Genomic DNA, 26,811 nt, shown 5'->3' on the forward strand with positions numbered 1-26,811 from the left:
TTAAGTGTATTACAACTATTAGTACACTTAAAATTCATCAGGAAGGAGACATTGCTCTTGCACATTCAACTCGATCCAAGAAGCAACACTCCGATATGGGAACAAATTGTTCAAAATATAAAAGAACTCGTACTAAAAAACATGTTAGCACCAAACGATAAACTACCCTCTGTACGTGAACTCGCTTCACTTCTTGTCATTAATCCGAATACAGTAAGCAAAGCGTACCAAGAATTAGAACGGCAAGGACTTATTGAAACACTGCGAGGAAAAGGGACGTTTGTCTCCCAATCGATTACACCGACATTAGATGAAAGGAAAATCGCTATGGTCGAAAAACAATTTCACCAACTATTACTAGAAGCTTCTTATCTTGGGATTACGAAGGAAAAAATTCACGATTGGATAGATTCATACTATAAAGAACTAGGAGGAAATACGAATGCTAAAAGTGACGAGTCTCAGAAAAACAATTGATAACCAAGTCATTTTAAACAATATTTCTTTCACATTACAAAAAGGAAGTATTGTTGGATTACTCGGAAGAAACGGTGCGGGGAAGACCACTTTACTTCGGACACTTGTTGGTATTTTAAATCCAGATGAAGGAACTGTTACATATGATGATGTGGATGTTCATGAGCATCCAGAAATAAAACAAAAGGTAGCCTATGTGCCGGATTCTACTAATATATTAAGCGGATATACAGTAAAGGAAATTGCGAAGTTTTATAAGGCTGTTTATACAGACTTTAATGAAGAACATTTTTATCAGTTGCTAGAGCGTTTCAAATTACCTGAAAAACGCATTCGTAGTTACTCACGCGGTATGAAAGCACTTCTTGCTATGATTTTAGCTTTTTGTACAGGCGTAGAATACATTATTTTAGATGAACCAACAAATGGACTTGACCCGATTGTAAAAAGACAAATTTTGCAATTTTTAATTGAAGAAGTAGCGGAAAGAGGCATTACGATTCTCATTTCTACTCACCACTTAGATGAAGTAGAAAAAATTGCTGACACGGTTATTATTTTAAAAGATCATACAATCGCATCAATTACAGCATTAGATGATACGAAATCTCGATACGCAAAAATACAAGTTGCTTACGAGCGTTCACTACCACAAAAACTAGAAAACTTAGCAAATATAAAAATATTAAACCAAACTGGAAAAGTATATACGATTTTAATTGAAAATAATGTCGCAACTACGTTAGAGAAATTTCATAAAGAACAACCTCTTTTATTAGAAGAATTACCAATGTCACTCGAAGATATATTTGTCACGACATTTGAGGAGGATTCACATGTTTCATAAAGCTTTATGGATGAGACAATGGAAGCAAGGAAAATATATAATTCTATTGTTTTGGTTAATTAGTTTGTATCAACTACCTTATAGATATTATAAAGCAGCACAAATGGAGCTACACCAATCAAAAATGAAGATTGATGACTATACGTACTACTACTCCTACTATTTTCAAACATATGATGGTGTCATCCTCTTTCAAGGGGCTGCTCTTATTGCACTTGCTTGTTTTTTAATTGGGTGGGAACGTAACAATCAATCAACTGATTTTCTATTCGCAATGCCGTTTAAGCGAAAAGATATTTTTTTAACAAAATGGTCATTTGGCGTTTTGAATATTATTGCTGTACAGATTATTTGTTGGATTAGCATGTACGGAATTAAAAACATATCGTTTCACATCGAGTATCAAATCTTTACTCCGTTCCATCGTTACTTTTTATACGCTACGGTTGTACTCGTTGCAATCTATACATTTGCTTTATTCATCGGTACGATTACCGGAAATGTTTTCTCGCAAAGTAGCTTAACTGCCATTTTATTATTTTTACCATACGGCCTAGTTTTGTTAATATCCGGATTTGTTTATTCTAATACACAAGGTTCAGTAGAAGCATTAGGTGAAATAGAACACCAAACTCATAAATACTTACAGCATGCGAGCATCAGTTCACCATTAGAATTTTTTTCAATTGTTTATGATTACCACCCGATAGAAACATTTGATGACTATGGAAATAAACTTTCTAGTGTACCACAGGACAATCCAATGGAGCGTACTTCACTTCCTTCTCCTTGGACACTATTAACACCATTTGCTTACATCATGATCTTTTTACCATTATCAATTTTTCTATACGCACGTACACCGAATGAACATAACGGAAAAATACTATTGTTTCCTAGCTTGCAAAAGTGGTTCATGATTTGCACTGTTCTATGCTTCGGACTATTTGGAGGTAGAGTATTAGGAGGACGAGATGCACTCCTTTCTTATTATATTGGTTTTTTCCTAACTTCTATCATAAGTTATTTTATTTTTACTCGCCTATTAAAATTGAAGTTTGCTTTTGGAGGGAAATAACTACGAATTGAGGTGGATATATGTTTCAAAAAGCTTTATGGATCCGGAATTATAAACAAGGAAAATATGTCATTTGGCTATTTTGGCTCAGTACTTTATACGCCTTACCATATAAATATTATAATGCTGCACAGCATACAGATGATTATTTACGCAAAACAACAGATACTTATTATGGGTATCATTTACAAGGGGCTGACGCTGCAATATCCCCAGCTCTTCTACTAATGGTATTAGCAATTCTCTTAATCGGATGGGAACGCAATAATCAAACAATCGATTTTCTTTGGTCTATGTCATTTAAACGGTCGCACTTATTTTTATCAAAATGGTTACTAGGCATTGTTCATATCGTAAGTGCGCTTTGCCTTAGTTGGCTTCTTATGTATTTCATCTACAAGAACACGATACATGCTCAGTATCAATCTTTTGAACCATTTCATATATACTTTACGTATACAATCATTACGCTTATTGCAGTTTATACATTTACGCTCTTTATTGGGGCGATTACAGGGAACGTAATCTCACAAGGGACTTTAAGTTATATTATTATCATTTTACCTTTATATATCTTTCGACTTATTTTCCCTTTCCTTGCATTACATGTGGATTTACCACAGGAGGAATACAATTATAATTATAATAAGTACGCCCTTTATACAGAAAATGTAAGTATTGCATCTCCTCTTACTCATTTTCGTATTAACTATGACTATGATTCACAAAGGGAGCCTATAGAAGATGAATACGGAAACAGACATACAGGACCTACGTACCATCATATCCCGGCCGCTTGGACATTGTTAAGCCCTGCTATGTATATACTTATTTGTCTTCCACTAGGGGCTTATTTATATACACGTGCCCCCAATGAACATAACGGAAAAATACTGCTATACCCAAAACTTCATAAGTATTTCTTAATTTGTACTTCTCTTTGTTTTGGGCTTCTTGGTGGTACAGTTTTTATTGATGGTAGTAATTCTTTACCTCTTTACTATATTTATTTTATAGGGTCTGGCGTACTGACATATGTTATCTTGCAGCGACTTTTAAAGCATAAACTTTCTTTATATGCAAAATAAAAATTTCTTCACAACATAAAAAAATCCCCTTCTCACCTGAGGAGGGGATTTTTTATTTAACATTCAAATAGAAAGCTTTTAGTAGATGATACATCAGCCAAATAAAGCGAAATTTTTATCAGTGGGTGTCTTCATTTCTTACCTATCCACTACACTTTGAGAAAGGGATCTTAATACCCGCAAATAGCGGGATAAAATACATATTACTTTTCATTACAATTAATCATAATATAAAGTAATATATATACACTAAGTTTATTTATTGATATAATAGGAAATTATCAAACTCCTAATAAAGCTTGAAGAAAATAATTACATACGAAATTGAGGAATGTTAACACATGAAGAAAGTAGTAATGATGATGTTATTGTGCTTAACAACAAGTATGCTAATCATGGCTGGTTGTGATAAGAACAATAATGAGGCTCAAAAAACTGAAAGTACAGTAAAAACAGCTCCAGAACAAAAAGTACCAGAAGTAACAGAAAAAGAAGCAAAAAAAGTTTTACAAGAAAATATTAATGAAATCGTACAATCTTTTAGCAAAATGGAAAAAGAGAATGGCTGGAATCGTAATAATCCCGGTGATTTTGAAACTGCTAAAGCAGGACTAAAGAATGTGATTTCTGAACACTTTACAAAAAATCAGTTAAGTGAATTACTTAGAATATTTAACGCTTCAAGAGACACAGATATGCAGCCTTTCCCAATTCATATTGAACCTGAAGTAAGATTTTCTTATGAACAAGAAAAAGAAAAACTAAAAATGAATACATTTTCTCCTGCTAATGATGCAGGAAATCCGGCAGAAATATGGGAATTTCATTTGATTTATAAAGACAGGAAATGGTTAATGGATGAATGGTCGTTTGACACAAAAGCAGATGTAAATCTTACAAAAGAAGAAGCGGAGAAACTTTTACATATTCTTGAATTTAAAGATATCACATTCATAAAAGAAGAGAGAAGTAATCCTACAAAATATATATTTAAAGTAAAAGAACAAGTTATTACTGTTAATGCTGCAACATCAGTAATTGAATATAGTTATAACGATATATCAAGTAACCAAAATCAAGAAAATGCGAATCAGAAAGAAACAAATCGACAACAAACGAAAACGCAACCAAATGGTTCGGGTAATCATACAAACCAAGGAACTCAAAAAGGCTCGGAGGAAAAAGCTGCTGCCGGATTAAGTAAAGCAGAGTTTCTTAATGAATTGTCCTCTTTAGAAAAACAGGAAAAACATTCAGAAAATACGGTTACTACAGTAGACATACGAGCGGAAATTAACGAAAACTATCAGTTATGGGACAATAAACTGAATGAAATTTATCATGTATTAAAAAACAACATGTCAGCTACTGCATTTGAAACTATGAAAAGCAAACAAATTGCATGGATTAAATCGAAGGAAAGTAGAGTTCAAGCAATTAGGAATGACCCAAACAACGGAACAATGGCCTTGATAGAGGCTGACGAAGCAAGCTATACAATGACAAAAGAAAGATGTTACGAATTAGTTAATTCTTATATGAACTAAATCAACAAGGCATTGCATGAAAGCAATGCCTTGTTATTATATATACATCTCCAATCTAATAAGGAGGTTATTTCACATTCTCTCTTCTCTTCCCATATCCCTTCTCCTCTTTCATCCCAAATCCATCACCATTCTCTATCATTTGATCTGTGGGAGCTACAATACTTTCAGCAATCCTCCAATCTCCTTGTTCTTGTACAAACACTTGAAGAAAGTAATTCATTCCATTCAATTGGTATGGATTTTCTTTTTTCACTTCATAACGAACAGCAACGTAATAAACTTGAACATTTTTATTTTCAAACTTAGAAACGTATTGAGGTAGTCTTGGGATGTAATGTGAAGCCTTTTCAAGTGAAAGTTGTTTTACTTTTACGAGAGAAGAATTTGTGACATTGCGCAGCGTGTCTTGTCCACGAATATTATTACTGTGGTGAAATAAGATCTGATTCTGCATAGAACGAACCCATAATTTTGAATATAGAATAGGTTGATTACTTGCAATATAATGCAACTCTTTTTGCACAACTTGAATTGGTGTTTTTGCATAACTTAATGTGCTAGAGCATAAAAAACTTCCAATAATAATTGCAATCGAAACGATATATTTCATTATTTTTCCTCCGATACTTTTTACTTAAAGTATTGGAATTTCCAAATATTTTTATTCAAAAGAAAAGGATAGGAAAGCACTTTGCTTCCTATCCTCATTTATTATCATTATAATACGCGACCAAATAGTTCTAATACCATCTCAACCTCTTGATCGCTCCACTCTTTAAATTTCTCTTTATAGTATTCTTTACGTACAGCTTCAAGTTTTTGTGTAACTTCTTTTCCATGTTCCGTGATTTCCAAATACACAATACGACGATCTGAATCAGAACGTTTTCTCGTTACAAAACCTTTTCGTACAAGGCGATCTGTTACCGCTGTAATATGGCTAGATGTTACATTTACTTCACTAGCTATTTGCGAAGCCATTTGTGGGCTTTTCAAAAACAATGCACGCAATACAGAAAATTCATTATAGGGCATATGCTCCGAAAAACGTGTATTAATATCATTTTGTAATAAACGTATCATCTTTCGAAATGATGTAGATAAATCTAAAATCAGTGCTTCTCTTTTTTCGTTCACTAGCCTCGACCCTTTTTCATCATATTTATACATATTATAATCTATAAATACCTACGTTGTATATGTTTTCTTTCCTTTTGATTCTCAATTATGTAACTTTTTACATACAATTTTCTCTTTCTTTTACTCATATACATATAAAAAGGATGGTGAGCAAAAATGCAAGTTGGCATGAATCCTTATTCACCCGATGTCCGTAATGGAAAACAAGCAACGATTACTGTACAAGGAGAAGGCATTATAAAAGCAAAACCAAATGTTGTTATATTAACAATCGGTATTCGAACAGATAATAAAGATGTCAAACAAGCACAAGAGGAAAATGCAATCCAATCTAATCAATTACTTGCTGCACTTAAACAAATTGGTATCGCTGATAAAGATATAGAAACTATTTCCTATACAATTACACCTCAATATGAATACGTAAATGAAAAAGCATTATTACAAGGGTACCGAGTAGAGCATTTGTATGAAATTACCGTTTTAAATGTACAGAAAGCTGGGGAAGTATATGATATAGCTGTTACAAATGGAGCGAACGTAGCAAGAGGACTCCGCTTCCGTATTTCCCATCCAAATGCGTATTATCAACAAGCACTCTTACAAGCAGTCCAGCACGCTCAAGAAAAAGCTCGTATCATTGCGAGTTCATATAATTTAAATATTAATCCTGTCCCTCTTTCACTCGTTGAAGAATCGGCACAATTGCCGCGCGAATTTACGACTCATGCTACTTTACAGGCACAAGCTGCTCCTCCAATTCAATCTGGGGAACTGGACATCATCTCTACTGTTCGTGCCATTTTCACATATTTGTAGCACCAGTTAACTTTTAAGTAACCGTTCTCATTTTATTTATTGTAAAAAGACTATGTTCTGATATAATAAAAGACGGTGAGCTCTTTACAAAAGGGATATCACGGGTGGGAGAGGGATATGAAAAAGAAGGTTTAACATGAAAGGAATTCTTGAAAGAACATTTAAATTAGACCTACACCACACATCGACAAAACAAGAAATATTAGCTGGAGTGACGTCATTTTTCACAATCGTTTATATTATGATTGTCAACGCGTCTATTTTATCAGATGCCGGTATTCCACTTGAAGCTGGAATTTTGGCAACTGTTTTTAGTTCATTTGTCGGATGTCTAATGATGGCATTTTGGGCAAATGCACCTGCTATTCTTGTACCAGGTATGGGTGTAAATGCATTCTTCACGTACACAGCTGTGCATACGCTTGGATTAAGTTGGCAAGAAGCATTAGCAGCTGTCTTTATCGCCGGTATTATTTTTGCAATTGCCGCATTTACACCGATTGCTCGCACGCTTTCACTATCGATTCCAAAATCGTTAAAAGAAGCAATTACTGTAGGCATCGGTTTATTCTTAGCTTTCATTGGATTGCAAAAAGGCGGTTTAGTCGTTTCGCATCCGAACACTGCTGTTGCATTAGGAAAATTAAGTAGCCCTGTTGTTCTTGCAACACTACTTACTCTTATTGTGGCACTTGTCTTATTTATTCGTAACGTACGTGGAAATTTTTTATGGACGATTGCAATTGGAACTGGTATTGCGTGGCTATTTGGTCTTGTTGATACAAGTCAAGTAGGAAATAGCTCATTTTCATTCGCTAACTACGGAGATGTATTTGGAGCTATGTCATTTGGAAAACTTTCTTCCTTACCGTTTTGGATTGCAACATTCTCCTTAAGCATGGTGCTTATTTTTGAGAACATGGGGCTATTGCACGGATTATTAGAAGACGATCGTAAATTCCCACGTGCTTATCAAGCAAATGCGATTTCAGCAATGACATGTGGTCTATTTGGCACAAGCCCTACCGTTTCAACAGTAGAAAGTGCTGCAGGTATTGCCGCGGGAGGCAAAACAGGTCTGACGTCTATCGTTACAGGGATGTTATTCTTCGCATCATTGTTTGCTCTTCCGTTTGTCAAATTAATTCCTGATAGTGCCATTGCACCGATCTTAATTATTATTGGTGGTCTAATGATTACAAACATTTTACAAATCCCTCTAAATGACTTTTCAGAAGGATTTCCAGCGTTTTTAATCATTGTTATGATTCCACTCACATATAGCATCGCTGATGGTATTGCGTTCGGATTTATTGCTTATCCTATTTTAAAGGTTGCTCTTGGAAAGCATAAGGAAGTCGCACCATCCATGTATATTATTACATGCCTATTCTTAGCAATGTTTGTCTTACATGCTATCGGCTAATAAAAACCGCTAGGGGAACCCCCCTAGTGTTTTTTTACTTAAACCATCCTTTTTTATAAAACCAAGTCATCATTCCTCCACCTATAAAGGCCATAAGTGCTAAACAAATAAAATAACCATACTCCCACTTTAATTCAGGCATATTATCGAAATTCATCCCATATACACCAACAATAAATGTTAATGGCATAAAAATAGTCGAGAATACGGTTAATGTTTTCATTATGTTGTTCATATGATGCGAGTTTAACGAAAAGTAACTATCTCGAATATCCGCTGTTAACTCTCGGCTTGCTTCAATCATTTCTGAAAGCTTTAGCAAATGATCATGAATATCTTTAAAATAAATTTCATGATCGCTTACACCATAAAAACGAGTTGAATTTAAAATACGATACAACAAATCACGCATCGGAATAATCGTACGTCTAAGCTTCGATAAATCTGCCCGAATATCGAACACTTCTTCTAATACACTTCCCGCTGTATCTCCTGTTAAATTATCATCAATCGCATTTAAATGATCCTCAATATAGTAAACAGGTGCAAAATAATCATCAACAATTTGGTCAATGATCGTATGTGCTACATGCAAAGGACTCTTCTTAATCCGTTTCTTCTCCCCAAGCGTTTTCCACACTCTTTCAATCGCATTATTATGTGAGAAATGAAAAGAGACGATATAACCTTCACTAACAAATAAATCAATTTCGTGTGGCTCTAATCCATCTTCTCCAAATGCATGGAGAACTAAAAAGTTATATCCATCATAGAAATCCACTTTTGGCCTCTGTACATACTCTACACAATCTTCAATCGCCAGAGGATGGAACTTAAAATGATCTCGTAAAATATATGTATACTCTTCTTGTGTTGGCTTATATAAATCAAGCCAATACCATACAATATCTTCTCTCTTTGTGTTTTCTAATGAAACATCATATAATACTTCATCTTCTTTCGTTACTGCGCAAATTCTAATCATAATTTCACCCATTATTATTATATACAAAAAACAATAAAAAAAGCCAAGGAGAAGGCTCCTTAGCTTTTTCAGTTTATTTTGTTACAATGCCATGCACAAGTTTCGGTGCATCAACATGCTCTTTCTCTATTTTCATGTTCTCATAAATTTTTTCTTTCACATCTTCTACATTTTCGCGGTTCGCGTAAATCGTAACAAGTGAGTCACCTTTTTTCACGCTATCGCCCACTTTTTTGCGCAGCATAAGTCCAACTGCTAAATCAATTTCAGATTCTTTCGTTGCACGTCCTGCACCTAATAACATCGCTGCTGTTCCAATTTCATCAGCAACAATTTCAGATACGTATCCGTCTTCTTTTGCCTCTACTTCAATTTTATATTGTGCTTGTGGAAGCTTAGAAGGATCATCAACAACTGAAGCATCTCCGCCTTGCGCTGATAAAAACGTTTTAAATGCTTCTAACGCTTTTCCATTGTTCATTACTTCAATTAGCTTTTCACGAGCATCTTCTAAAGAAGAAGCTTTTCCAGCAAGGTATACCATTTGACTTCCAAGTGTTAAACATAACTCTTCTAAATCTTTTGGTCCCCTGCCTTGCAGTGTATCAATTGCTTCTTTTACTTCTAATGCGTTACCGATTGCTTCGCCAAGTGGTTGACTCATATCAGAGATAACAGCCATCGTTTGACGACCAACGTTATTACCAATGCGTACCATCGCTTCTGCTAAACGTTTTGCATCTTCATCTGTTTTCATAAATGCACCTGCACCTGTTTTTACATCAAGTACAATTGCATCTGCACCAGCAGCAATTTTTTTACTCATAATAGAGCTTGCAATAAGCGGGATAGAGTTTACTGTCGCTGTTACATCGCGAAGTGCATATAACTTTTTATCAGCAGGTGTTAAGTTTCCACTTTGACCGATAACGGCAATTTTATTTTCGTTTACGAGACGAATGAATTCAGCATTTTCAATTTCTACATGGAACCCTGGAACTGCTTCTAATTTATCAATCGTACCACCTGTATGTCCTAAACCACGGCCCGACATTTTTGCAACTGGTACATCTAAAGCAGCTACTAATGGACCTAACACAAGCGTAGTTGTATCACCAACACCACCTGTTGAATGCTTATCTACTTTTACCCCTTCAATCGCTGATAAGTCAATTGTATCGCCGCTATTCACCATTGCCATCGTTAAATCAGCACGTTCTTGTTCATTCATATCTTTAAAGAAAATCGCCATTGCAAGTGAGCTCATTTGATAATCTGGAATATCACCATTTGTATAGCCTTCTACAATAAAGTTCACTTCTTCTGTCGTTAATGCATGTCCATCACGTTTTTTTGCAATTAGGTCCACCATTCTCATTGTGAACTCACCCCTTCATTTGTTTTACGATTGCTTTTACTAATGCTAAGAAATTAGATTTTACACGTTCTGTCGTTTCAATTACTTCATCATGGTGAAGTGGTTGATCTAAAATACCAGCTGCCATATTTGAAATACAAGAAATACCAAGTACTTTCATGCCAGCATGACGTGCTACGATAACTTCCGGTACAGTTGACATTCCAACTGCGTCTCCGCCAAGTGTACGAAGCATACGAATTTCAGCAGGTGTTTCGTATACAGGGCCTGTCATCCCAACATATACACCTTCTTGTACTTTAATATTTAAGTCTGCTGCAACTTGTTTTGCCATTTCGCGAAGCTCTTTTGTATATGACGCAGACATATCAGGGAAACGTACGCCCATCTCAGAATCATTTGGTCCGATTAATGGGTTCGTACCCATGAAGTTAATGTGGTCTGAAATTAACATCAGATCGCCTGGTTCAAATGCCGTATTTACACCACCAGCTGCGTTTGTTACAACAACAGTTTCTACACCTAGTTCTTTCATAACACGAACTGGGAATGTTACTTTTTGCATGTCATATCCTTCGTAGTAATGGAAACGCCCTTGCATTGCTACTACTGTAACACCTTGAAGTGTACCAAATACAAGTTGACCAGCATGCCCCTCTACAGTTGATACAGGAAATTCAGGAATTTCACTGTATGGTACTGTTACAGCATTTTCGATTTCATCTGCTAATACACCTAGTCCAGACCCAAGGATAAGTCCTACTTGTGGTGTTTCTTGGAATTTCTCTTTTAAGTATGAAGCTGATTTTGTAATAAGTTCACGATTCATTATATTGTCCCCCTTATTTCTTCAAGTCGTTTAAGAAACTTGTTCCGTATTTTGGCATTGTTACACCGAAGTTTTCTGCTACAGTTGCACCAATATCAGCAAATGTTTGGCGAAGTGCTAGTTCTTGTCCGCCTTCTTTCATGCTTGGGCTATAAGCTAGTAATGGTACATATTCACGCGTATGGTCTGTCCCATGATGAATCGGATCATTACCATGATCCGCTGTAATAATAAGCAAGTCATCTTCTTGTAATTTTTCAAATACTTCTGGAAGACGTGCATCATATTCTTGCAGTGCTTCTCCATATCCTTGAGGATCGCGGCGATGACCAAATAGTGCATCAAAGTCAACAAGATTTAAGAAACTTAAGCCTGTAAAGTCCATATTTAATGTATCGACAAGCTTGTCCATTCCGTCCATATTAGATTTTGTACGAAGTGATTCTGTTACCCCTTCTCCATCATAAATATCAGAGATTTTACCGATTGCAATCACATTATAATCGCTATCTTTTAATTCATTCATTACTGTGCGACCAAATGGTTTTAATGCATAGTCATGACGGTTTGGTGTACGTGTGAAGTTTCCAGGCTCTCCAACGAATGGACGAGCAATCACGCGACCTACCATATATTTTTCATCTAACGTTAACTCACGTGCGATTTTACAAATTTTGTAAAGCTCTTCAAGCGGTACAACTTCTTCATGAGCTGCGATTTGTAATACGCTATCAGCTGATGTGTACACGATTAGAGATCCTGTTTCCATTTGCTCTTTACCAAGTTCATCAAGGATTTCAGTTCCTGAAGCTGGTTTATTACCGATAATTTTACGGCCTGTCTTTTCTTCTAACTCATCAAGTAATTCTTTTGGGAACCCTTCCGGAAATACTTGGAAAGGAGTATCGATGTAAAGACCCATAATTTCCCAATGACCTGTCATTGTATCTTTACCAGTAGATTTTTCTTGCATTTTTGTATAATAGCCAAGTGGCTTCTCTACTTTAGAAATCCCTTTCATTTCACGAATATTGCCAAGACCTAGTTTCACCATGTTTGGCATTTGTAATCCATTCATGTGTTCAGCAATATGACCGATTGTATCAGAACCTACATCACCAAATTTTTCAGCATCCGGTGCTTCTCCGATTCCTACAGAGTCCATTACGACTAGGAAAATACGTTTATATTTATTCATAACTGCAACCTCCTATATGTTCAGTTCTACTTCTTGTAGTATGTTCAAAACGTTGTAAAGTGAAACTGTTATCAGTGAGAATTCTCTTTATTGTCCACTAACAAAAAGCACTTCTTATTAGTCATTCTCTAACCTACTTCGTGTTACTTTCACACGAAGTAATACGTTTCCTGTTTTTTCTAAGTCAGATGTCAGACATCTCATATTAATATCATACCATGTTTACGCTTTCTTTTTAATACATTTTCTTAGAATTTCTTATTTATCTTACACTTTCTATTGTAATCCATTCTGCATCGAAGTGCTAATGAAATTATGATTTATTTCATTAACCTAAAGAAAAAAGCAGCTCTAAAGAGCCGCTTCTTATTTTACTTCTACTGTTTCTTCCTTATGTTCGTGAAGTTCACCTTTTTTCACATGAACTTTTACTTTATATGCACCTGCATCTTTAAACGTATATTTACTTATATATTCGCCTTTATTGCCTTCTTCAGCAGGAATATATTCATGTTTTTCCGCGCCATCTTTCCAAATTTCAAGCTGTACTTCAGCTCCAGTTAACGCTTCTTCTTTTTGTTTTAAATGTACTTTCATTGTTGATTCAGCATTTGCTTTTACATCGCCAGCCATAAGGTGAATCATCGTATCGCTCTTATGATCACCGTGCCCTGCTTCATGACCGCTCTTTTCTTTCTTTACATCCTCAACTTTTGCATTTCCTACAGCTATTTTCACTTCTGGCATTACATGCATTTCACGTGCGTTTGTATGTGCAATAACATGATACACACCATCTGTTGGGAATGTTTTCTCTACTGCATAAACACCTTTTCCTTTATGCTTCCCATTTAACATTTCATGTTTTTCTTCGCCATCTTTCCAAATTTCAAATTTCACATCGTCAGCATCAGTTACTTTTTCCTTCCCTTGTGTAACAAGAGCCTGCACTTCTGTTTTTTCATTTGGCTTAATTTCTTTCGGATTTGTTTGGACAGCTACTTTTACTTCTTCAAGTTTTCCTTTTTTCGTTGTATCTTCTTCCTTTGTATTACACCCAGCTAATGCTAGCATCGCGATAAATAAAGTAATTATAAGTTTTTTCATTATGATTTCCTCCTTTATACTTCATTTAGTATAGAGGATATACCAGTTCATATTCCAGCCTTCTACTGAAAACAATGTACGAAATGTTTGTGAAGTTTTTGTGAAGCACTTACCTTTTTCATTTTCAATACGTATTCTATCATTACTAGATTTGTTAGTCAGCTTTATAAATACAAAAGGAAAAACCTACATAAAACCCTTCCTTTTAGATGGGAGAGAGCCTCCAGCCATGCATTGAAGCGGTCAGACCCTCTTCCTTCCCCATTGCCAAGTTAAAACAAAAAGAGAAGACAAGTGGAGATCTCCTTTTGTTTTCATAGCAGCAGCTTATCTGTTGGAATTTGAACTACCCCCACCTACCTCTACAAGAGCTTGAGGTGGGGGATTCTCCTGTCTCTGTTCTCACAAAAACAGTTCCTCTCGTTCAACAAAGAGGATACAACGATATAGAGTTCGGTAGTGTCTATATGTTATGTAAGACGACCTATTCTATCTTCCGACGAAAGACAAACAAAATAGGTACAACTACTTTTTCTTATATCGAGGCTAGAACACTTTGTCATGCATCCAGTTCCTAGACTTATTATCTGCTCTGGTAATAAGCGTAAAAATCTGGGACAAAGTGTTCTTTTTTATCATGCAAATCGTTTTGCTAGTTTTTTCTTTTCATTTTCAAACAAGTGTAACCGTTCGATTTGTAAGACTTCTTTCGGTTGATCTACATCGTATAGCTGATAGAAATGATGCGTGCGAATATCCAATTGATTGTTTAATTGATGCCAATGACTCCAGTGATGTGCGTCTTTCTTTGGAATATACGGCTGAAGCACCCGAGGTACTTTTTCTTTATATCCTAATCCCCGGCGACCAATCGTAAAAGCCGCGGATTGATGAATAGAGATACCGAATTTCCGCATGTATTTCATCTTTCCAGAGATTGAAGTATAAGCAGGATTCACTTGAAATACAGCCACGCCCCTTTTATCTGCACGATTCAGAATGGCACTTGTCATCTTCTCATACGCAAACATACTCTTCATCCGGTTCGCTCGCTTATTCCCATAGCGATCCCCTGTTTTCGATTGGGTCGTATTTAGTTTCTCTAGTACAATTGGTTTGTTATACCGCTCCGCTAAGTCCACTAAGCGAATCGCTTCCACTTCGATGATTTTTGTGATTTGTCCTGTAGATTTCCCCATAATAGAAAAACGAAGGGAACCACTTCCTTTATAATTTCCATCCCTCGTTACATTTGCCCAAGCAAAATGCTCAAGATTACAATCTACACCGATCACACCATCTGATGTACTGTAATTCGTGTGTGGATTTTCCGGTACATCGACTACACATTTCACAATATAATAGGAACCATAGTCTTCCACAGACCATGCGATCGGTTTACCATGCTTTTTCTTATTCTTACACTGTAATTGGGTTGTGATTACTTCTTCAATGGCTTCTTGTCCATATGGGAACGTAACAGCTGGAAACATAAGTGTTTTCCCAGAACTTGTCGTCATCCATAACTCTTTTGTCTCCAGCACATACTGAAATACAAAATTGCCATGTTTGGCATCTTTCCGTCCAGATAGGATCAGTTGTTTATTTCGAGCACGAGAAAATAATGTTTTCCATTTGTCATGGTTACGTACAAACTCGCGGATGGTAAATTGCGAGCGAAACAATTTTTTGCTTCCAAATACTGCGCTTGGAATACTCGTTTGATCGGATGAAAGTTTTTGCGTTAAACGGGATTGTCTGTGAGTGAGATGACCAATTTTCGCCTGAATTCTTTTGATTTGAACATCTAAGTATTGGTGTTCAAACAGATATTCATTTAGCCAAATTAAGGTGTCTTTTTTACGAGATAAGGAGATGAGGTTGTTGTGCTTCGCGAAGCGGGTGTTTTTTAGAAACGTCAGCGTTCCTTTCACACAACTTTGTTTGATTTTGCGAAGATTTGTTAGTTTTGTCCGTTCTTGTTTCAACTTTTTCTTGAGCTTCTTAAGCTTCTCTTGCGTTTGCTTCTCATATCGTTTTTGTAACGCCATTAAACCTGTAAACAACGCTTTTGCTTCTTGCGCCGCACTGTTTGCATAATAGTCATTCAATTGATATTTTCGCTTGAGAACGAGATGAAGACTATCTGTATGCATCTTACGGTTCCAACATTTTTCCCGAACAATCGTTTGAAACGCAAAGCGTTTTGCCTGATTAAATGTTTCGATTGTCTCTGCCAATGTATCTATCATTTCATGCGGTACATCTATCTTGTAGATCCGTTTCGAAAAATACGCTTTCTTCACCTGTTCTCACCTCTTTTTATTTGATAAGCTCATTATACACCAAATCGAACGTTAGTTCTACAGAGAAGAGACGTTTTCTTTAAAAAGAAAAAACCGATTCATCCCCCACCTTCACTTCGTTTAGAGGAGGCGTCTTCTCGGTTAAAATGATAAAAATAAAAAAGAGCATAATTACTATGCTCTCGGGTGGAACTGTTTATATACATCTTTTAATCTAGTTTTTGAAACGTGCGTATAAATTTGCGTTGTAGAAATATCGGCATGTCCAAGCATTTCTTGCACAGCACGCAAATCTGCTCCATTTTCTAATAAATGAGTCGCAAAAGAATGGCGTAATGTATGCGGTGTAAGCTCTTTTTCTATATTTGCTTCTTTTGCTAGTCGTTTTAAAATCTTCCAAAAACCTTGACGGGACAATCGATTACCATGATGGTTCAAAAAGAGGGCATCGACTGTTTTTTTTCCCACTAGTTCTCTTCTTCCCTTTTCAATATAACGTTGAATTGCTTCTGTCGCTAAACTACCTAGCGGGATAATTCGTTCTTTATTCCCTTTTCCGATGCAGCGAACAAAACCCATTGTTAAATGAACATCCTCTAAATTTAGTGCAATCAATTCAGAAACACGGAGCCCTGTTGCATACAATAACTCTAGCATAGCCTTATCGCGAATACCGAATCCACTGGTCGCTTTGGGTGTTTGAAGCAATGCCTCTACTTCACCTACTGACAATACTTTCGGTAATTTCCGCTCGCCTTGAGGCGTTTCAATATGTACAGATGGATCATGTTCTACCACTCTTTCACGCAGTAAAAACTGATGAAATGAACGAATAGAGGCGATGTGACGTGCCAAAGTCTTTGAAGATTTCCCATTCTCTTTTAAATACTGCAAAAAATTCACAATGTGTATCCTTGTCACTTCATGAAATGTTTTTATTTGCTCGACATTTTGTAAATACTTCACATAACTTTTTAAATCTCGCTCATAGGATACAACCGTATTTTTTGCTAAACCTTTTTCTACAATCATATAATGAATAAAATCTTTTAATTGATCTTCCAATCTACACTACTCCCCATTTTCATAGAAAAAAATTATTCTATTTACAAAAGCATCTTTTGCTGGTTCCTCATTCCCTGATACTTTTTCTACTGTTTCTTCTTTTGGTTTTTCATAACGATGGTAACTTTCATATTCTTCATTTATCCATAGTATAGCGAAATAAAACAAAATCGTACAACCTGTAAATAATAAAAATACTTTCATCCCATCAAAAGTTAATTTTAAAGCTCGGCGCATGGTAAACTCCTCCAAAATATATGTTATTACAACATATGCCAAGCTTTCTGCAATTTATACCTAAACTCAAATAAAAAACCCTTTCCTAGCTAAATAGGAAAAGGTTATTTTTCATCCGTTTCATTTTCTTGACAATCTTTACAAATTCCATGGAAAGTTAAACGATGGTCTTTTACCTTAAAGCTCCAGTCTCGTTCTACTTTTTTCTCCACTTCACCAAGTAAATCCTCTTGAATTTCTTGTACAGCACCACATTGTGTACAAATTAAATGATGATGGAAACGTTGTGCACCTTCTTGACGTAAGTCATAGCGTGAAACACCGTCTCCGAAGTTAATTTTATCAACAACTTTTAACTCAGATAATAACTCTAAAGTTCGATAGACGGTTGCTAGTCCGATCTCTGGCGACTTTTCTTTTACAAGGAGGTAAACATCTTCCGCGCTTAAATGATCTTCTTCATTTTCTAGCAGCACACGAACCGTCGCTTCACGTTGTGGTGTTAACTTATAGCTCGCTGCATGTAATTGCTTCTTAATTCGTTCAATTCTCTCTTCCATTCGGTACTACTCCCTCCTCGCCACTCTTACACCATTATATCAGAAGAAGGGCTTCTGTCAAAAGAAAAAAACAATCAAAATAAGTTGATAGTTATTCTCATGTAGTATTTATTTTTTATTAATAATTTCCACGACTTCTTTCATTAACACTGGTGATGCATATGCTTCAATGCTAGAAGCAATTGCTAATACAACGCCAATAGCTAAAAAGAAGCACGTGTAGCGAATTAATAGCGGTAGTAATGGCTCGGTAATTTTCCGAATAAATTGATGCCTGATCATGCGCAAAGAAAAACTCGCAGCAATTGTCGTCATAACAAGAAATGCTGGAATAATAATTAAATTTTGTGGCAACACAGATACAAATGCTAACAACAATCCATTCCACCCGTGCTGACTGACTAAAAAACCTACTGTAAATCCAACAACTACTCCTTTTAAAAATAATAAAATAAAAATAAGCGGCAATCCAATAATTGAAATTCCTAACAGCCAAATAAATCCAATATATTTTAATTGCGAAAAGAAACTTTCTCGAAACATATCACTGGCAATTGCAAATTCTCCTTTGGAAACTTGTCCAAAAAATCGATTCAAATAAAAAGATAGATCTTGTTTTTGACTTACCTCTAGGCTATTTACAAGAATGGCTCCAAACACTACACCCATCAATAATAAAACAGAATTAAATATATATAGCGAAGAATTCTCTTGTATATGAGAAATTACACGATTTTGCCAAGTTTTTCGTAACATTTTTTCTTCCCTCCGTTCACACTCTTATTAAAATGTATGAAAGAAAGAAAAAAGTATGATTAATTAAGATTGAAATTCCGCTCCACTTTGCTAAACTTAAAAGTAGAGAATAGGAGGGATTTTGCTTGAAACCATTATTATTAGATTTTCCAACATTATTTCAAACTGAGCGCTTACAAGTACGTAAACCATTTCCAGGGGATGGAACAGAAGTATATGAAGCAATTCAGGCTTCTTTAGAAGATTTACACCCTTGGATGTCCATTACATCTGAAACAGAAGAAAGTGCTGAGGAAACAGTTCGAGAAGCTCACGGACAATTTTTACTTCGTGACACATTAGCTTTTCATTTATATGATAAGGTATCAGGTACATTTATTGGAGCTCTTACCCTTCATCCAGAAAACTGGGATATCCCCAAATTTTCACTTCGTTTCTGGTTACATAGCGCTTATACAAAACAAGGTTATATGACAGAAGCAGTAAAAGGCGCTGTCCAGTTTGCTTTTGATAAGCTTGGTGCTAGACGACTGGAAATTCGTTGTGATGCTACAAATGTAAATGCATGCGCTCTAGCCGAGCGCCTTGAATTTATTTTAGAAGGTACATTAGAAAACGATTTTCTTGCTCCAGATGGCAGCTTACGTGACACACGCGTGTATGCAAAAATCAATTAAAACACTCGCCTTAGGCGAGTGTTTATTTTTGTAATTGCAAGTATTGTACAGCGAACATCGTCTTTGCATCATGGATACGTTGATTTTTCATAAGTTCAACTGCTTCTTCTAATGAAACTTCCATTAATTCCACAAATTCATCCTCATCTAAAGCTGCTTTATTTTCTTTTTTCTTTAATCCTGTTGCTTTGTATACATATAAAATCTCATCAGCAAAACCTGGTGATGTATAAAAAGATGTGATGAATTCCATTTTGTCACATACATATCCTGTTTCTTCTTCTAATTCACGAATCGCTGTTACCTCTGGTTTTTCCCCAGGCTCCAATTTTCCAGCAGGAATTTCAACAATCTCTTTTTCAAGCGCCTTACGGTACTGCTCAACAAGTACGATTTTTTCTTCTTCTGTAACGGCGATAATAGCAACCGCGCCAGGATGATTTACAATTTCACGTTTACTCACTTCTCCATTTGGCAATACTACATCATCAACACGAACTTTAATAACTTTCCCATCAAAAATTGGTTCAGTTGCAACTGTTCTCTCTGCAAGATTACTCACAATATTTCATCTCCCTATTCTATTTCCTAATTGTTCTTCATACATTTTACCACACTGAAAGGAGCGTGTTAAAAATGAAAGTATATATTTTACCAAATCGCATCACATTAGTCGGAAAAGCTTGGCAAATTCGGCATAAGCTAAAACAATATGGAGAAGAATACGCAACCGTAAAAGAATGGATTACAGCAAACAAGAAGTAAACGTTTGTCAACCTTCTACTGCTTTCGTACAATGAAAGTAAGGAGGCTGACCTATGAAAAAACGTCAATTAGGAAACTCAGATTTGTATATTACTGAAATGGGACTTGGCTGTATGTCTCTTGGCACAGAAGAAAATCAAGCCAATCGCATCATCCATGAAGCGATTGATTTAGGAATTAACTTTTTTGATACAGCAGATTTATACAATTATGGATTAAATGAAGAATTTGTTGGAAGAGCTCTTAAAGGAAAACGCGATCAAATTGTTCTAACAACGAAAGTAGGAAACCGCTGGACAGAGGAAAAAAACGGCTGGTCTTGGGATCCTTCTAAAGCTTATATAAAGGCAGAGGTAAAAGAAAGTTTACGCCGCCTCCAAACAGATTATATTGATTTATATCAACTTCATGGCGGAACAATAGAAGATCCTATCGATGAAACAATTGAAGCATTTGAAGAATTAAAACAAGAAGGTTTGATTCGTCATTACGGCATCTCTTCTATCCGTCCAAATGTTATTCGGGAATATGCAAAACGCTCTAACATTATTAGCGTATTAATGGAGTACAGTCTATTAAATCGTCGACCCGAAGAATGTTTTTCATTCCTACAAGACAATCAAATTAGCGTGATTGCTCGCGGACCACTCGCGAAAGGGTTATTAACTGACAGTAATGAAAGAAAAGTAGAAAAAGTAAAAGAAAAAGATTATCTTTCTTATTCTTATAACGAATTAACAAAAACTTTAGCTGCGGTAACAGAAATTACAAACGCTCACTCATTAACCGAAACAGCTATTCAATACTGTTTACATGACCCAACTGTTGCCTCAGTCATCCCAGGTGCTAGTTCTATTCAGCAATTGCGAGAGAATGTACAAGCTACAACTCACTCTCCATTAGCACTTGAAGAATATAAACAAATTCAAGCAGTGGTTAAATTTGATACATACACATCACACCGTTAAAAAACGCTACCATTTTCGGTAGCGTTTTTTATCCTGCTATTCGCGGGCAGTATAATACTCCCATCTCAAAATTCGGCGGAGACAAAGAAGTTAGGCGGGAGATAAACTGCCCGTAAAAGCCCGATTGGTGAGGGCTAATAATCAGTGGGGGATGAAGTCCCCCACTGATTAAAGTTCACTTTATATCGTATCGTATTTATCTGGGTTTGTTCCAACATGCAGATTACGATCAAGCGTATCAATTTGCTTCATTTCATCTTCTGTTAATGAAAAATCAAAAATGGTAAAGTTCTCTTGAATGCGAGATGGTGTAACAGATTTAGGAATTGTTACAATGCCACTCTGAATATCCCAGCGTAAAATAATTTGAGCAGGCGTTTTTTCATATTTTTTAGCAATCTCTTGAATAATTGGATGCTGAAATACTTCGCCACCTCTCATTAGCGGGCTCCATGCTTCCATTTGAATTTGTTCATTTTGACAGAAATCACGTAATTCAAACTGCGCAAGCATCGGGTGAAGTTCTACTTGGTTCACCATCGGTTTCACATTACAATTTGGCAGTAGCTGTTCTAAATGGTGCTGATGAAAATTTGAAACGCCAATTGCACGCACTTTTCCTTCTTCATATAATTTCTCAAGAGCACGATATGTATCTATGTATTTCCCTCTTATTGGCCAATGAATTAAATATAAATCCACGTAATCCATTTGTAATTTCTTTAAACTTTTCTCAAATGCTTGAAGTGTCGTTTCATATCCTTGATCGTCATTCCATACTTTTGTCGTAATAAATAATTCTTCACGTGCGATTCCTGATTCACGAACCGCTTCTCCGACACCGCTTTCATTTTCATATACAGTCGCTGTATCAATAGAGCGATACCCAACTTCTAAAGCCGTTTTTACCGCTTGCTTTACTTCTTCTCCCTCTTTCGCTTTATATACACCTAAGCCAAGCATCGGCATTTTTACGCCATTATGAAGTGTAGTTGTTGGAATATACATGATCGTTGCTCCTCCTTCTCTCCTGCAAATTTTCTAGCAGGTGCCCATATTTTTATAACCATCACTTTATTTCAACAAGATTCACGAAAAAAGTCAAAAAATACATACAGTTAACATAATATTTTTATAAAAATAACGCGTGCTTACTCGCTCGCATTATTCTCTAACCACTCTTTTGCTTTCTCATCAATATCGCGTACAAAATCAGTCTTTCCTTCTGTATATTGCTCTCCATTATATGTAAACCTTTCTGCCAAGTCTTTCTTTAATGACGCATAAGCTTCCGCCTCTTCACAATGCTCCATCATATAATCACGAAACGCTAAATGACGTATAATTTCTGGATTTCCTGCTTCAAATACATGTAAATGATACGAACGTTTTTCTTCGGTTCCGTGAATAAAAAATCGTCGACCCGAAATGCCATTTTCACCTTTTACAATATAACCAAGTTTTACAAAATGGTCATTCCATGTATCTACTCTCTCAATATCCTCTACTTCCATAATCATATCCACAATTGGCTTTGCTGCTAGTCCTGGTACCGATGTACTACCAATATGATGCACCTTAACTGGTTCTGGCATCGCTGTTGTCAACCTCTTTGCCTCTATTTGAAATTTCTCATTCCAATGATTTTCATATGGAACTACAACAATTTTCCTCATCCCAATCCCCTTTTCTATTACATGTTTAAAAAAATCATCAGGGCAGTCCCCCTGATGATTTTTTTTGTATTATTTAAAGTCTTTCCAAGTGAGGTTACTTTCACTTAACAGTTCTTCAAATGATTTATTCTTTTCGCGATCCTTTTGCTCTTTACGTTTTCTCTCTTGTTCTTCTATTTCTTTTTGTTCCACTCTTACTTGTAATTCTTTTTTCTTACTTTTTAATTGATCCATTAATGACGCATTTAATTGATCACCAATTGTAATGGATTCCTTCTCCACTTGATTCATTTGCGTTTGTCTTTGCATTTGCCTCTGTTTCTTTTTCTTCATGACTTGCTCACCTTTTACTTTTTTCTCCATTATAGGGGAAATGACTCCCCTACGACAATAAAAACGGACCATTCATTTTTATTTTTTCTATTATGTATATTTTGTAAAGATGTAAACAAAAAGATAAAATTTTATTAATTTTTATAATAAATAGAATTTTTGTAGCAATAACTCTCTTAATCTATTAAAATTATGTCGTATGATGTCAGATTATAAAAAGGGAGAGAAAACGTATGTGGAAAAAAGTCATTCCGGTTGTCCTAGCATTAAGTACAATTACTTTTTCAAGTGTATTTGCAGCACCTCCATCTCAGACACCCACAGAACAAAATCGCTACATAGACGTACAGATGCTTGGCATTAACGATTTTCACGGTCAACTAGACACTGTAAAGAAGATTAACAATAAAGAAGCAGGTGGAGCTGAGTACTTAGCTGCTTATTTACGAGATCGTGAAAAGCAAAATCCAAATACATTGCTTGTTCATGCAGGTGATGCTGTGGGAGCAAGTCCACCAGTATCAGCATTATTACAAGATGAACCAACAATTGAATTTTTAAATGATTTAGGATTTGATGTTGGAACTGTCGGAAATCACGAATTTGATGAAGGTACCGAAGAATTACGCCGCCTTATTTACGGAGGAACTCATCCAAAAACCGGTAACTTTAAAGGTGCAAAATTTCCTTATGTTGCCGCAAATGTCTTTAATAAAGAAACAGGTCGTTTATTCTTACCTCCATTTACAGTAAAAATGGTACAGGGCGTTCCAGTTGGATTTATCGGCGTTGTTACAACGGAAACACCAAATATCGTTATGCCTTCTATGGTAAAAAATGTCCAATTCACTGATGAAGTAGAAGCGATTAATAAATCTGCTAAACAGCTGAAAAGGCTAGGTGTGAAATCCATTGTCGTTCTCGCACATAATGGCGGTACAACCGATGACACTGGTGTAACAAATGGGGACATCGTGCGCTTAGCAAATGACACTGATCCAGAAGTCGATGTTATTTTCGGCGGTCATAGCCATACCTTTATAAACGGAACAGTGAATAATAAACTTGTTGTACAAGCAAACTCTTATGGCATGGCTTTTGCTGATGTTGATGTCAAGATCGATCGTAAAACGAAAGATATTGTTGAGAAAAAGGCTGAAGTGGTCACAACTTATCATGAAGGTATAGAGCCTGATCAACAAGTGAAAAAGAAAATAGATCAATATAAAGAAAAAATCGCCCCTCTTGTCAATGAAGTTGTTGGAAAATCTACTGCACCACTAGATCGTAAACAAAATGCTGCTGGAGAATCCACTCTCGGAAATTTAATTGCGGACGCTCAGCGTGCAACGATGCAATCGCAAATTGCTCTCATGAATCCTGGTGGCATTCGTAATGATTTAGATGCTGGCGATATTACATGGGGAGAATTATACGGAATTCAGCCATTTGGAAATCAGTTGATAAAAGTCAATTTAACTGGCCAGGACATTCGAGATATTTTAAATCAACAATGGCAAAAGGATAAGACGAGAATGCTTCAAATCTCAGGTATTCAGTACACTTGGGATGCGAATAAACCAGATGGTGAAAAAGTTACAAATATCCATTTAACAGGTGGAGAAGAGCTAGTTGCCTCTAAAACTTACAGCGTCGTTGCAAATGCCTTTCTCGCTTCAGGCGGCGATGGATTTGTATCCTTTAAAAATGGAAAAGATGCTGAAACAGGACCAAATGATTTTGAAGCGTTAGTAGATTATGTGAAACAGGTAAAAGAACCGATTCAACCTATTATTGATGGGCGAATTCAAAGAGTGAACTAAACTTTATAATTCACAAAAAGAGAGAGGTTACACACCTTCTCTCTTTTACTTATCTTGATATATTTCGTCTACTTCTTCATATTCCCGTAAAAATTCCATCAATGCCACTTCTACAATTTTAGATTTATGCATCCCTTCGGAAGCAGAGACAGCGTCTAATTTCTCTAAAATCTCCGTACGTATAGAGAAAGTACGTTTTTTCTTTTCATTACTTATAATCGATTTCGTAATAATTGGTTCCTCTCGTTTTCGAAGCAATTCGTAAATTTTTTGCAATTGTTCATAAATTAAAACTTGATAATCTGTTTTTACATATTGAAGTGCAGTAGCTTCTTGAAGATATAAATGACGCGGTTCTTCTCCCTCTCCAATGAATATTCGTTTCTTCAGTTCGCCATCGTATTCATATCCAAGCACCCTTAACTTTTTTGACAATGCATATGGGCTCATGTCGAGGCGTTTCGCAATAATAGCAAGTGGTTCCCGTTTGTTTAAGCGATCTATAATTTCTCCAACTGTCACTTTCTTCCCCTTCCCTCTGAGCGCTCATAGTTGAAATATAGCCTACATGTTATGATACAATAATTTCTTAACAGTATATGCAAAATTGTACATCCGTGCGATACATGCCATTAGAGAAAAGGAGGTTTTTTATATGCTTTTTCGTAGCTACACTCCACCGTTTTACAACAAATTAAAGAATCCAATTTCAAATAGCGTCGCTACGATAGAAAGCGTTACAATCAACAACCATAAACAATCTCTACTTATTCGTGGTCAAGACGTAAATCAACCTATTTTATTATGCTGTCACGGTGGCCCTGGTATGGCACAAATTGGATTCATTCGTCATTTTCAAAAAGACTTAGAAAAACACTTTATTGTTGTCAATTGGGATCAAAGAGGAGCGGGAAAATCCTTTTCTTGGCGGGATATAAAAGCACCTTTTACAATTGAACAATTTGTTTCAGATGCATTTGAAGTAATAAAACATCTTCTTTCTCGTTTCAAAAAACAGAAGCTATTTCTCACTGGACATTCTTGGGGAAGTATTATCGGTTTACAAATTGCAAATAAATATCCAGACTATATCGAAGCTTATATTGGTATAGGTCAGATTGTACATATGAAACAAAATGAAGAATTGCTCTATCAACATTTAATTCATTCTGCAAAAAAACATGGACACGAGCGAGCATTGACCTCTCTAACAAAACTTGGAAAGCCTCCTTTTCTAGATACGCGGCGCCTTATCATTCAAAGAAAATGGCTTGGTACATTTGGAGGAGCAGTTCAAAACGGAACTTCGTTTTCTTTCATTCGAAAAGGGTTGTTTTCTTCAGAATATACATGGATAGATTGGGTGAGGTTTCTCGCAGGAAATATGAAATCTGGGGCATTATGGGAGGAAATGCTCACAGTAGATTTCTTTTCTACAATCTCTAAACTTGCCGTACCTGTTTATTTCTGTTCTGGTCGTTTCGACTATCAAACACCTTACGCACTCGTTCAACAATATTGCGATACGATTCAAGCACCCATCAAAAAAATGATCTGGTTCCCAAACTCTGCTCATTCACCAAATTTAGAAGAACCTGAACTATTTGCAAAATCTATATGCTCTATCAAACAAGAGTTATCTTTTCAGCATAGGTAACAGTGATACCTTTTACATTTCATAGAAAACATTTTATAATTACATGTCGCAACGTTACTCTGTTAG

The 26,811-nt window shown here is 35.9% G+C and carries 29 protein-coding genes; 12 read left to right on the forward strand and 17 right to left on the reverse strand.

All coding sequences use genetic code 11. From position 1 onward, the window contains the following. The first annotated feature begins 57 nt into the window (after window positions 1–57). The 5 genes from AAIE21_RS03065 to AAIE21_RS03085 all read left to right on the forward strand — a co-directional run bounded on the left by AAIE21_RS03065 (window position 58) and on the right by AAIE21_RS03085 (window position 5,037). Window positions 58–477 carry a GntR family transcriptional regulator gene (locus AAIE21_RS03065; RefSeq protein WP_343265406.1) on the forward strand — a complete coding sequence of 140 codons (420 nt, stop codon included), beginning with the start codon at window positions 58–60 and terminating at the stop codon, window positions 475–477. Then, window positions 443–1,324 carry an ABC transporter ATP-binding protein gene (locus AAIE21_RS03070; protein WP_343265407.1) on the forward strand — a complete coding sequence of 294 codons (882 nt, stop codon included), beginning with the start codon at window positions 443–445 and terminating at the stop codon, window positions 1,322–1,324. The genes AAIE21_RS03065 and AAIE21_RS03070 overlap by 35 nt, the downstream gene beginning before the upstream one ends. After that, on the forward strand, window positions 1,314–2,402 hold the full coding sequence (locus AAIE21_RS03075) for an ABC transporter permease subunit (RefSeq protein ID WP_343265408.1): 1,089 nt from the start codon (window positions 1,314–1,316) through the stop codon (window positions 2,400–2,402). Before AAIE21_RS03070 ends, AAIE21_RS03075 begins: the two co-directional genes overlap by 11 nt. A 20-nt stretch (window positions 2,403–2,422) precedes the next feature. Continuing rightward, on the forward strand, window positions 2,423–3,490 hold the full coding sequence (locus tag AAIE21_RS03080) for an ABC transporter permease subunit (RefSeq protein WP_343265409.1): 1,068 nt from the start codon (window positions 2,423–2,425) through the stop codon (window positions 3,488–3,490). A gap of 341 nt (window positions 3,491–3,831) precedes the next feature. Beyond that, the gene (locus tag AAIE21_RS03085) at window positions 3,832–5,037 is read left to right on the forward strand and encodes a lysozyme inhibitor LprI family protein (protein WP_343265410.1); all 1,206 of its coding nucleotides are present in this window, start codon (window positions 3,832–3,834) and stop codon (window positions 5,035–5,037) included. Between the two features lie 67 nt (window positions 5,038–5,104). Here AAIE21_RS03085 and AAIE21_RS03090 read toward each other — a convergent pair whose 3' ends face one another. Next, on the reverse strand, window positions 5,105–5,650 hold the full coding sequence (locus AAIE21_RS03090; RefSeq protein ID WP_343265411.1) for a hypothetical protein: 546 nt from the start codon (window positions 5,648–5,650) through the stop codon (window positions 5,105–5,107). Window positions 5,651–5,757: 107 nt separating this feature from the next. Next, window positions 5,758–6,177, reverse strand: a complete 420-nt coding sequence (locus tag AAIE21_RS03095) for a MarR family winged helix-turn-helix transcriptional regulator (RefSeq protein WP_001003304.1) — start codon at window positions 6,175–6,177, stop codon at window positions 5,758–5,760. 159 nt (window positions 6,178–6,336) lie between these two features. Here AAIE21_RS03095 and AAIE21_RS03100 point away from each other — a divergent pair, with 159 nt between their 5' ends. After that, a complete protein-coding gene (locus tag AAIE21_RS03100; RefSeq protein ID WP_343265412.1) occupies window positions 6,337–6,999 on the forward strand; it encodes an SIMPL domain-containing protein in 663 nt (220 codons plus the stop codon). Between the two features lie 136 nt (window positions 7,000–7,135). After that, window positions 7,136–8,425, forward strand: coding sequence for an NCS2 family permease (locus AAIE21_RS03105; RefSeq protein WP_241818035.1), 1,290 nt, complete (start codon window positions 7,136–7,138; stop codon window positions 8,423–8,425). Between the two features lie 34 nt (window positions 8,426–8,459). Here the strand turns inward: AAIE21_RS03105 and corA are convergent, their stop codons facing one another. From corA to spoIIM, 10 genes are all read right to left on the reverse strand, one after another. After that, window positions 8,460–9,422 (reverse strand): magnesium/cobalt transporter CorA, encoded by a 963-nt coding sequence (gene corA / locus AAIE21_RS03110; RefSeq protein WP_343265413.1) that lies wholly within the window; start codon window positions 9,420–9,422, stop codon window positions 8,460–8,462. A gap of 61 nt (window positions 9,423–9,483) precedes the next feature. Then, window positions 9,484–10,788, reverse strand: coding sequence for a pyrimidine-nucleoside phosphorylase (locus tag AAIE21_RS03115; protein WP_343265414.1), 1,305 nt, complete (start codon window positions 10,786–10,788; stop codon window positions 9,484–9,486). A 7-nt stretch (window positions 10,789–10,795) separates the two neighbouring features. Continuing rightward, window positions 10,796–11,617, reverse strand: coding sequence for a purine-nucleoside phosphorylase (locus AAIE21_RS03120; RefSeq protein ID WP_343265415.1), 822 nt, complete (start codon window positions 11,615–11,617; stop codon window positions 10,796–10,798). Window positions 11,618–11,630: 13 nt separating this feature from the next. Next, window positions 11,631–12,815, reverse strand: coding sequence for a phosphopentomutase (deoB, locus tag AAIE21_RS03125; RefSeq protein ID WP_343265416.1), 1,185 nt, complete (start codon window positions 12,813–12,815; stop codon window positions 11,631–11,633). Window positions 12,816–13,181: 366 nt separating this feature from the next. Beyond that, window positions 13,182–13,922 (reverse strand): FixH family protein, encoded by a 741-nt coding sequence (locus AAIE21_RS03130; protein WP_343265417.1) that lies wholly within the window; start codon window positions 13,920–13,922, stop codon window positions 13,182–13,184. A 635-nt stretch (window positions 13,923–14,557) separates the two neighbouring features. Continuing rightward, window positions 14,558–16,228, reverse strand: a complete 1,671-nt coding sequence (locus tag AAIE21_RS03135; RefSeq protein ID WP_343265418.1) for an IS200/IS605 family accessory protein TnpB-related protein — start codon at window positions 16,226–16,228, stop codon at window positions 14,558–14,560. A 174-nt stretch (window positions 16,229–16,402) separates the two neighbouring features. Further along, complete coding sequence (gene xerD / locus AAIE21_RS03140; RefSeq protein WP_343265419.1) at window positions 16,403–17,293, reverse strand: site-specific tyrosine recombinase XerD; 891 nt, start codon at window positions 17,291–17,293, stop codon at window positions 16,403–16,405. 6 nt (window positions 17,294–17,299) lie between these two features. Next, on the reverse strand, window positions 17,300–17,530 hold the full coding sequence (locus AAIE21_RS03145; protein ID WP_001250435.1) for a YqzK family protein: 231 nt from the start codon (window positions 17,528–17,530) through the stop codon (window positions 17,300–17,302). A gap of 104 nt (window positions 17,531–17,634) precedes the next feature. Continuing rightward, window positions 17,635–18,090 (reverse strand): ferric iron uptake transcriptional regulator, encoded by a 456-nt coding sequence (gene fur, locus AAIE21_RS03150; RefSeq protein WP_343265420.1) that lies wholly within the window; start codon window positions 18,088–18,090, stop codon window positions 17,635–17,637. Window positions 18,091–18,198: 108 nt separating this feature from the next. Further along, the gene (gene spoIIM / locus AAIE21_RS03155; RefSeq protein WP_481858658.1) at window positions 18,199–18,816 is read right to left on the reverse strand and encodes a stage II sporulation protein M; all 618 of its coding nucleotides are present in this window, start codon (window positions 18,814–18,816) and stop codon (window positions 18,199–18,201) included. Between the two features lie 155 nt (window positions 18,817–18,971). On the opposite strand from spoIIM, the gene AAIE21_RS03160 reads away from it, so the two are divergent. Beyond that, window positions 18,972–19,523 (forward strand): GNAT family N-acetyltransferase, encoded by a 552-nt coding sequence (locus AAIE21_RS03160; RefSeq protein ID WP_343265422.1) that lies wholly within the window; start codon window positions 18,972–18,974, stop codon window positions 19,521–19,523. Window positions 19,524–19,545: 22 nt separating this feature from the next. Here AAIE21_RS03160 and AAIE21_RS03165 read toward each other — a convergent pair whose 3' ends face one another. Continuing rightward, entirely contained in the window at window positions 19,546–20,085 is a 540-nt protein-coding gene (locus tag AAIE21_RS03165) for an NUDIX hydrolase (RefSeq protein WP_241818044.1), read from the reverse strand. A 74-nt stretch (window positions 20,086–20,159) separates the two neighbouring features. On the opposite strand from AAIE21_RS03165, the gene mciZ reads away from it, so the two are divergent. Next, window positions 20,160–20,288 carry a Z-ring formation inhibitor MciZ gene (mciZ, locus tag AAIE21_RS03170; protein ID WP_343265423.1) on the forward strand — a complete coding sequence of 43 codons (129 nt, stop codon included), beginning with the start codon at window positions 20,160–20,162 and terminating at the stop codon, window positions 20,286–20,288. Window positions 20,289–20,341: 53 nt separating this feature from the next. Next, complete coding sequence (locus AAIE21_RS03175) at window positions 20,342–21,256, forward strand: aldo/keto reductase (protein WP_343265424.1); 915 nt, start codon at window positions 20,342–20,344, stop codon at window positions 21,254–21,256. A 180-nt stretch (window positions 21,257–21,436) separates the two neighbouring features. Here AAIE21_RS03175 and AAIE21_RS03180 read toward each other — a convergent pair whose 3' ends face one another. The 3 genes from AAIE21_RS03180 to AAIE21_RS03190 form a co-directional block, all read right to left on the reverse strand. Beyond that, window positions 21,437–22,264 (reverse strand): aldo/keto reductase, encoded by an 828-nt coding sequence (locus tag AAIE21_RS03180; protein WP_343265425.1) that lies wholly within the window; start codon window positions 22,262–22,264, stop codon window positions 21,437–21,439. A 143-nt stretch (window positions 22,265–22,407) separates the two neighbouring features. Beyond that, window positions 22,408–22,932, reverse strand: a complete 525-nt coding sequence (locus tag AAIE21_RS03185; RefSeq protein WP_343265426.1) for a GrpB family protein — start codon at window positions 22,930–22,932, stop codon at window positions 22,408–22,410. Window positions 22,933–23,001: 69 nt separating this feature from the next. Then, window positions 23,002–23,265, reverse strand: coding sequence for a YqkE family protein (locus AAIE21_RS03190; RefSeq protein WP_343265911.1), 264 nt, complete (start codon window positions 23,263–23,265; stop codon window positions 23,002–23,004). Window positions 23,266–23,498: 233 nt separating this feature from the next. Here AAIE21_RS03190 and AAIE21_RS03195 point away from each other — a divergent pair, with 233 nt between their 5' ends. Continuing rightward, window positions 23,499–25,088, forward strand: a complete 1,590-nt coding sequence (locus AAIE21_RS03195) for a bifunctional metallophosphatase/5'-nucleotidase (RefSeq protein ID WP_343265427.1) — start codon at window positions 23,499–23,501, stop codon at window positions 25,086–25,088. Window positions 25,089–25,133: 45 nt separating this feature from the next. Here the strand turns inward: AAIE21_RS03195 and AAIE21_RS03200 are convergent, their stop codons facing one another. Next, window positions 25,134–25,610 carry a ribbon-helix-helix domain-containing protein gene (locus tag AAIE21_RS03200; RefSeq protein ID WP_343265428.1) on the reverse strand — a complete coding sequence of 159 codons (477 nt, stop codon included), beginning with the start codon at window positions 25,608–25,610 and terminating at the stop codon, window positions 25,134–25,136. Window positions 25,611–25,743: 133 nt separating this feature from the next. On the opposite strand from AAIE21_RS03200, the gene AAIE21_RS03205 reads away from it, so the two are divergent. After that, on the forward strand, window positions 25,744–26,745 hold the full coding sequence (locus AAIE21_RS03205; RefSeq protein ID WP_343265429.1) for an alpha/beta fold hydrolase: 1,002 nt from the start codon (window positions 25,744–25,746) through the stop codon (window positions 26,743–26,745). Window positions 26,746–26,811: the final 66 nt, after the last annotated feature.

Origin of the sequence: Paenibacillus sp. 102, from assembly GCF_039549175.1 — a bacterium.
In the GTDB taxonomy this organism is placed as follows: Bacteria; Bacillota; Bacilli; order Bacillales; family Bacillaceae_G; genus Bacillus_A.

What these genes read in the sequence shown, in the direction of transcription:
- AAIE21_RS03070 (WP_343265407.1), top strand. Translation starts at nt 443, where the DNA reads ATGCTAAAAGTGACGAGTCTCAGAAAAACAATTGATAACCAAGTCATT.
- AAIE21_RS03075 (WP_343265408.1), top strand. Translation starts at nt 1,314, where the DNA reads ATGTTTCATAAAGCTTTATGGATGAGACAATGGAAGCAAGGAAAATAT.
- AAIE21_RS03080 (WP_343265409.1), top strand. Translation starts at nt 2,423, where the DNA reads ATGTTTCAAAAAGCTTTATGGATCCGGAATTATAAACAAGGAAAATAT.
- AAIE21_RS03085 (WP_343265410.1), top strand. Translation starts at nt 3,832, where the DNA reads ATGAAGAAAGTAGTAATGATGATGTTATTGTGCTTAACAACAAGTATG.
- AAIE21_RS03090 (WP_343265411.1), bottom strand. Translation starts at nt 5,650, where the DNA reads ATGAAATATATCGTTTCGATTGCAATTATTATTGGAAGTTTTTTATGC.
- AAIE21_RS03100 (WP_343265412.1), top strand. Translation starts at nt 6,337, where the DNA reads ATGCAAGTTGGCATGAATCCTTATTCACCCGATGTCCGTAATGGAAAA.
- AAIE21_RS03105 (WP_241818035.1), top strand. Translation starts at nt 7,136, where the DNA reads ATGAAAGGAATTCTTGAAAGAACATTTAAATTAGACCTACACCACACA.
- corA (WP_343265413.1), bottom strand. Translation starts at nt 9,422, where the DNA reads ATGGGTGAAATTATGATTAGAATTTGCGCAGTAACGAAAGAAGATGAA.
- AAIE21_RS03115 (WP_343265414.1), bottom strand. Translation starts at nt 10,788, where the DNA reads ATGAGAATGGTGGACCTAATTGCAAAAAAACGTGATGGACATGCATTA.
- AAIE21_RS03120 (WP_343265415.1), bottom strand. Translation starts at nt 11,617, where the DNA reads ATGAATCGTGAACTTATTACAAAATCAGCTTCATACTTAAAAGAGAAA.
- deoB (WP_343265416.1), bottom strand. Translation starts at nt 12,815, where the DNA reads ATGAATAAATATAAACGTATTTTCCTAGTCGTAATGGACTCTGTAGGA.
- AAIE21_RS03130 (WP_343265417.1), bottom strand. Translation starts at nt 13,922, where the DNA reads ATGAAAAAACTTATAATTACTTTATTTATCGCGATGCTAGCATTAGCT.
- AAIE21_RS03145 (WP_001250435.1), bottom strand. Translation starts at nt 17,530, where the DNA reads ATGCGCCGAGCTTTAAAATTAACTTTTGATGGGATGAAAGTATTTTTA.
- fur (WP_343265420.1), bottom strand. Translation starts at nt 18,090, where the DNA reads ATGGAAGAGAGAATTGAACGAATTAAGAAGCAATTACATGCAGCGAGC.
- mciZ (WP_343265423.1), top strand. Translation starts at nt 20,160, where the DNA reads ATGAAAGTATATATTTTACCAAATCGCATCACATTAGTCGGAAAAGCT.
- AAIE21_RS03175 (WP_343265424.1), top strand. Translation starts at nt 20,342, where the DNA reads ATGAAAAAACGTCAATTAGGAAACTCAGATTTGTATATTACTGAAATG.
- AAIE21_RS03180 (WP_343265425.1), bottom strand. Translation starts at nt 22,264, where the DNA reads ATGTATATTCCAACAACTACACTTCATAATGGCGTAAAAATGCCGATG.
- AAIE21_RS03185 (WP_343265426.1), bottom strand. Translation starts at nt 22,932, where the DNA reads ATGAGGAAAATTGTTGTAGTTCCATATGAAAATCATTGGAATGAGAAA.
- AAIE21_RS03190 (WP_343265911.1), bottom strand. Translation starts at nt 23,265, where the DNA reads ATGAAGAAAAAGAAACAGAGGCAAATGCAAAGACAAACGCAAATGAAT.
- AAIE21_RS03195 (WP_343265427.1), top strand. Translation starts at nt 23,499, where the DNA reads ATGTGGAAAAAAGTCATTCCGGTTGTCCTAGCATTAAGTACAATTACT.
- AAIE21_RS03205 (WP_343265429.1), top strand. Translation starts at nt 25,744, where the DNA reads ATGCTTTTTCGTAGCTACACTCCACCGTTTTACAACAAATTAAAGAAT.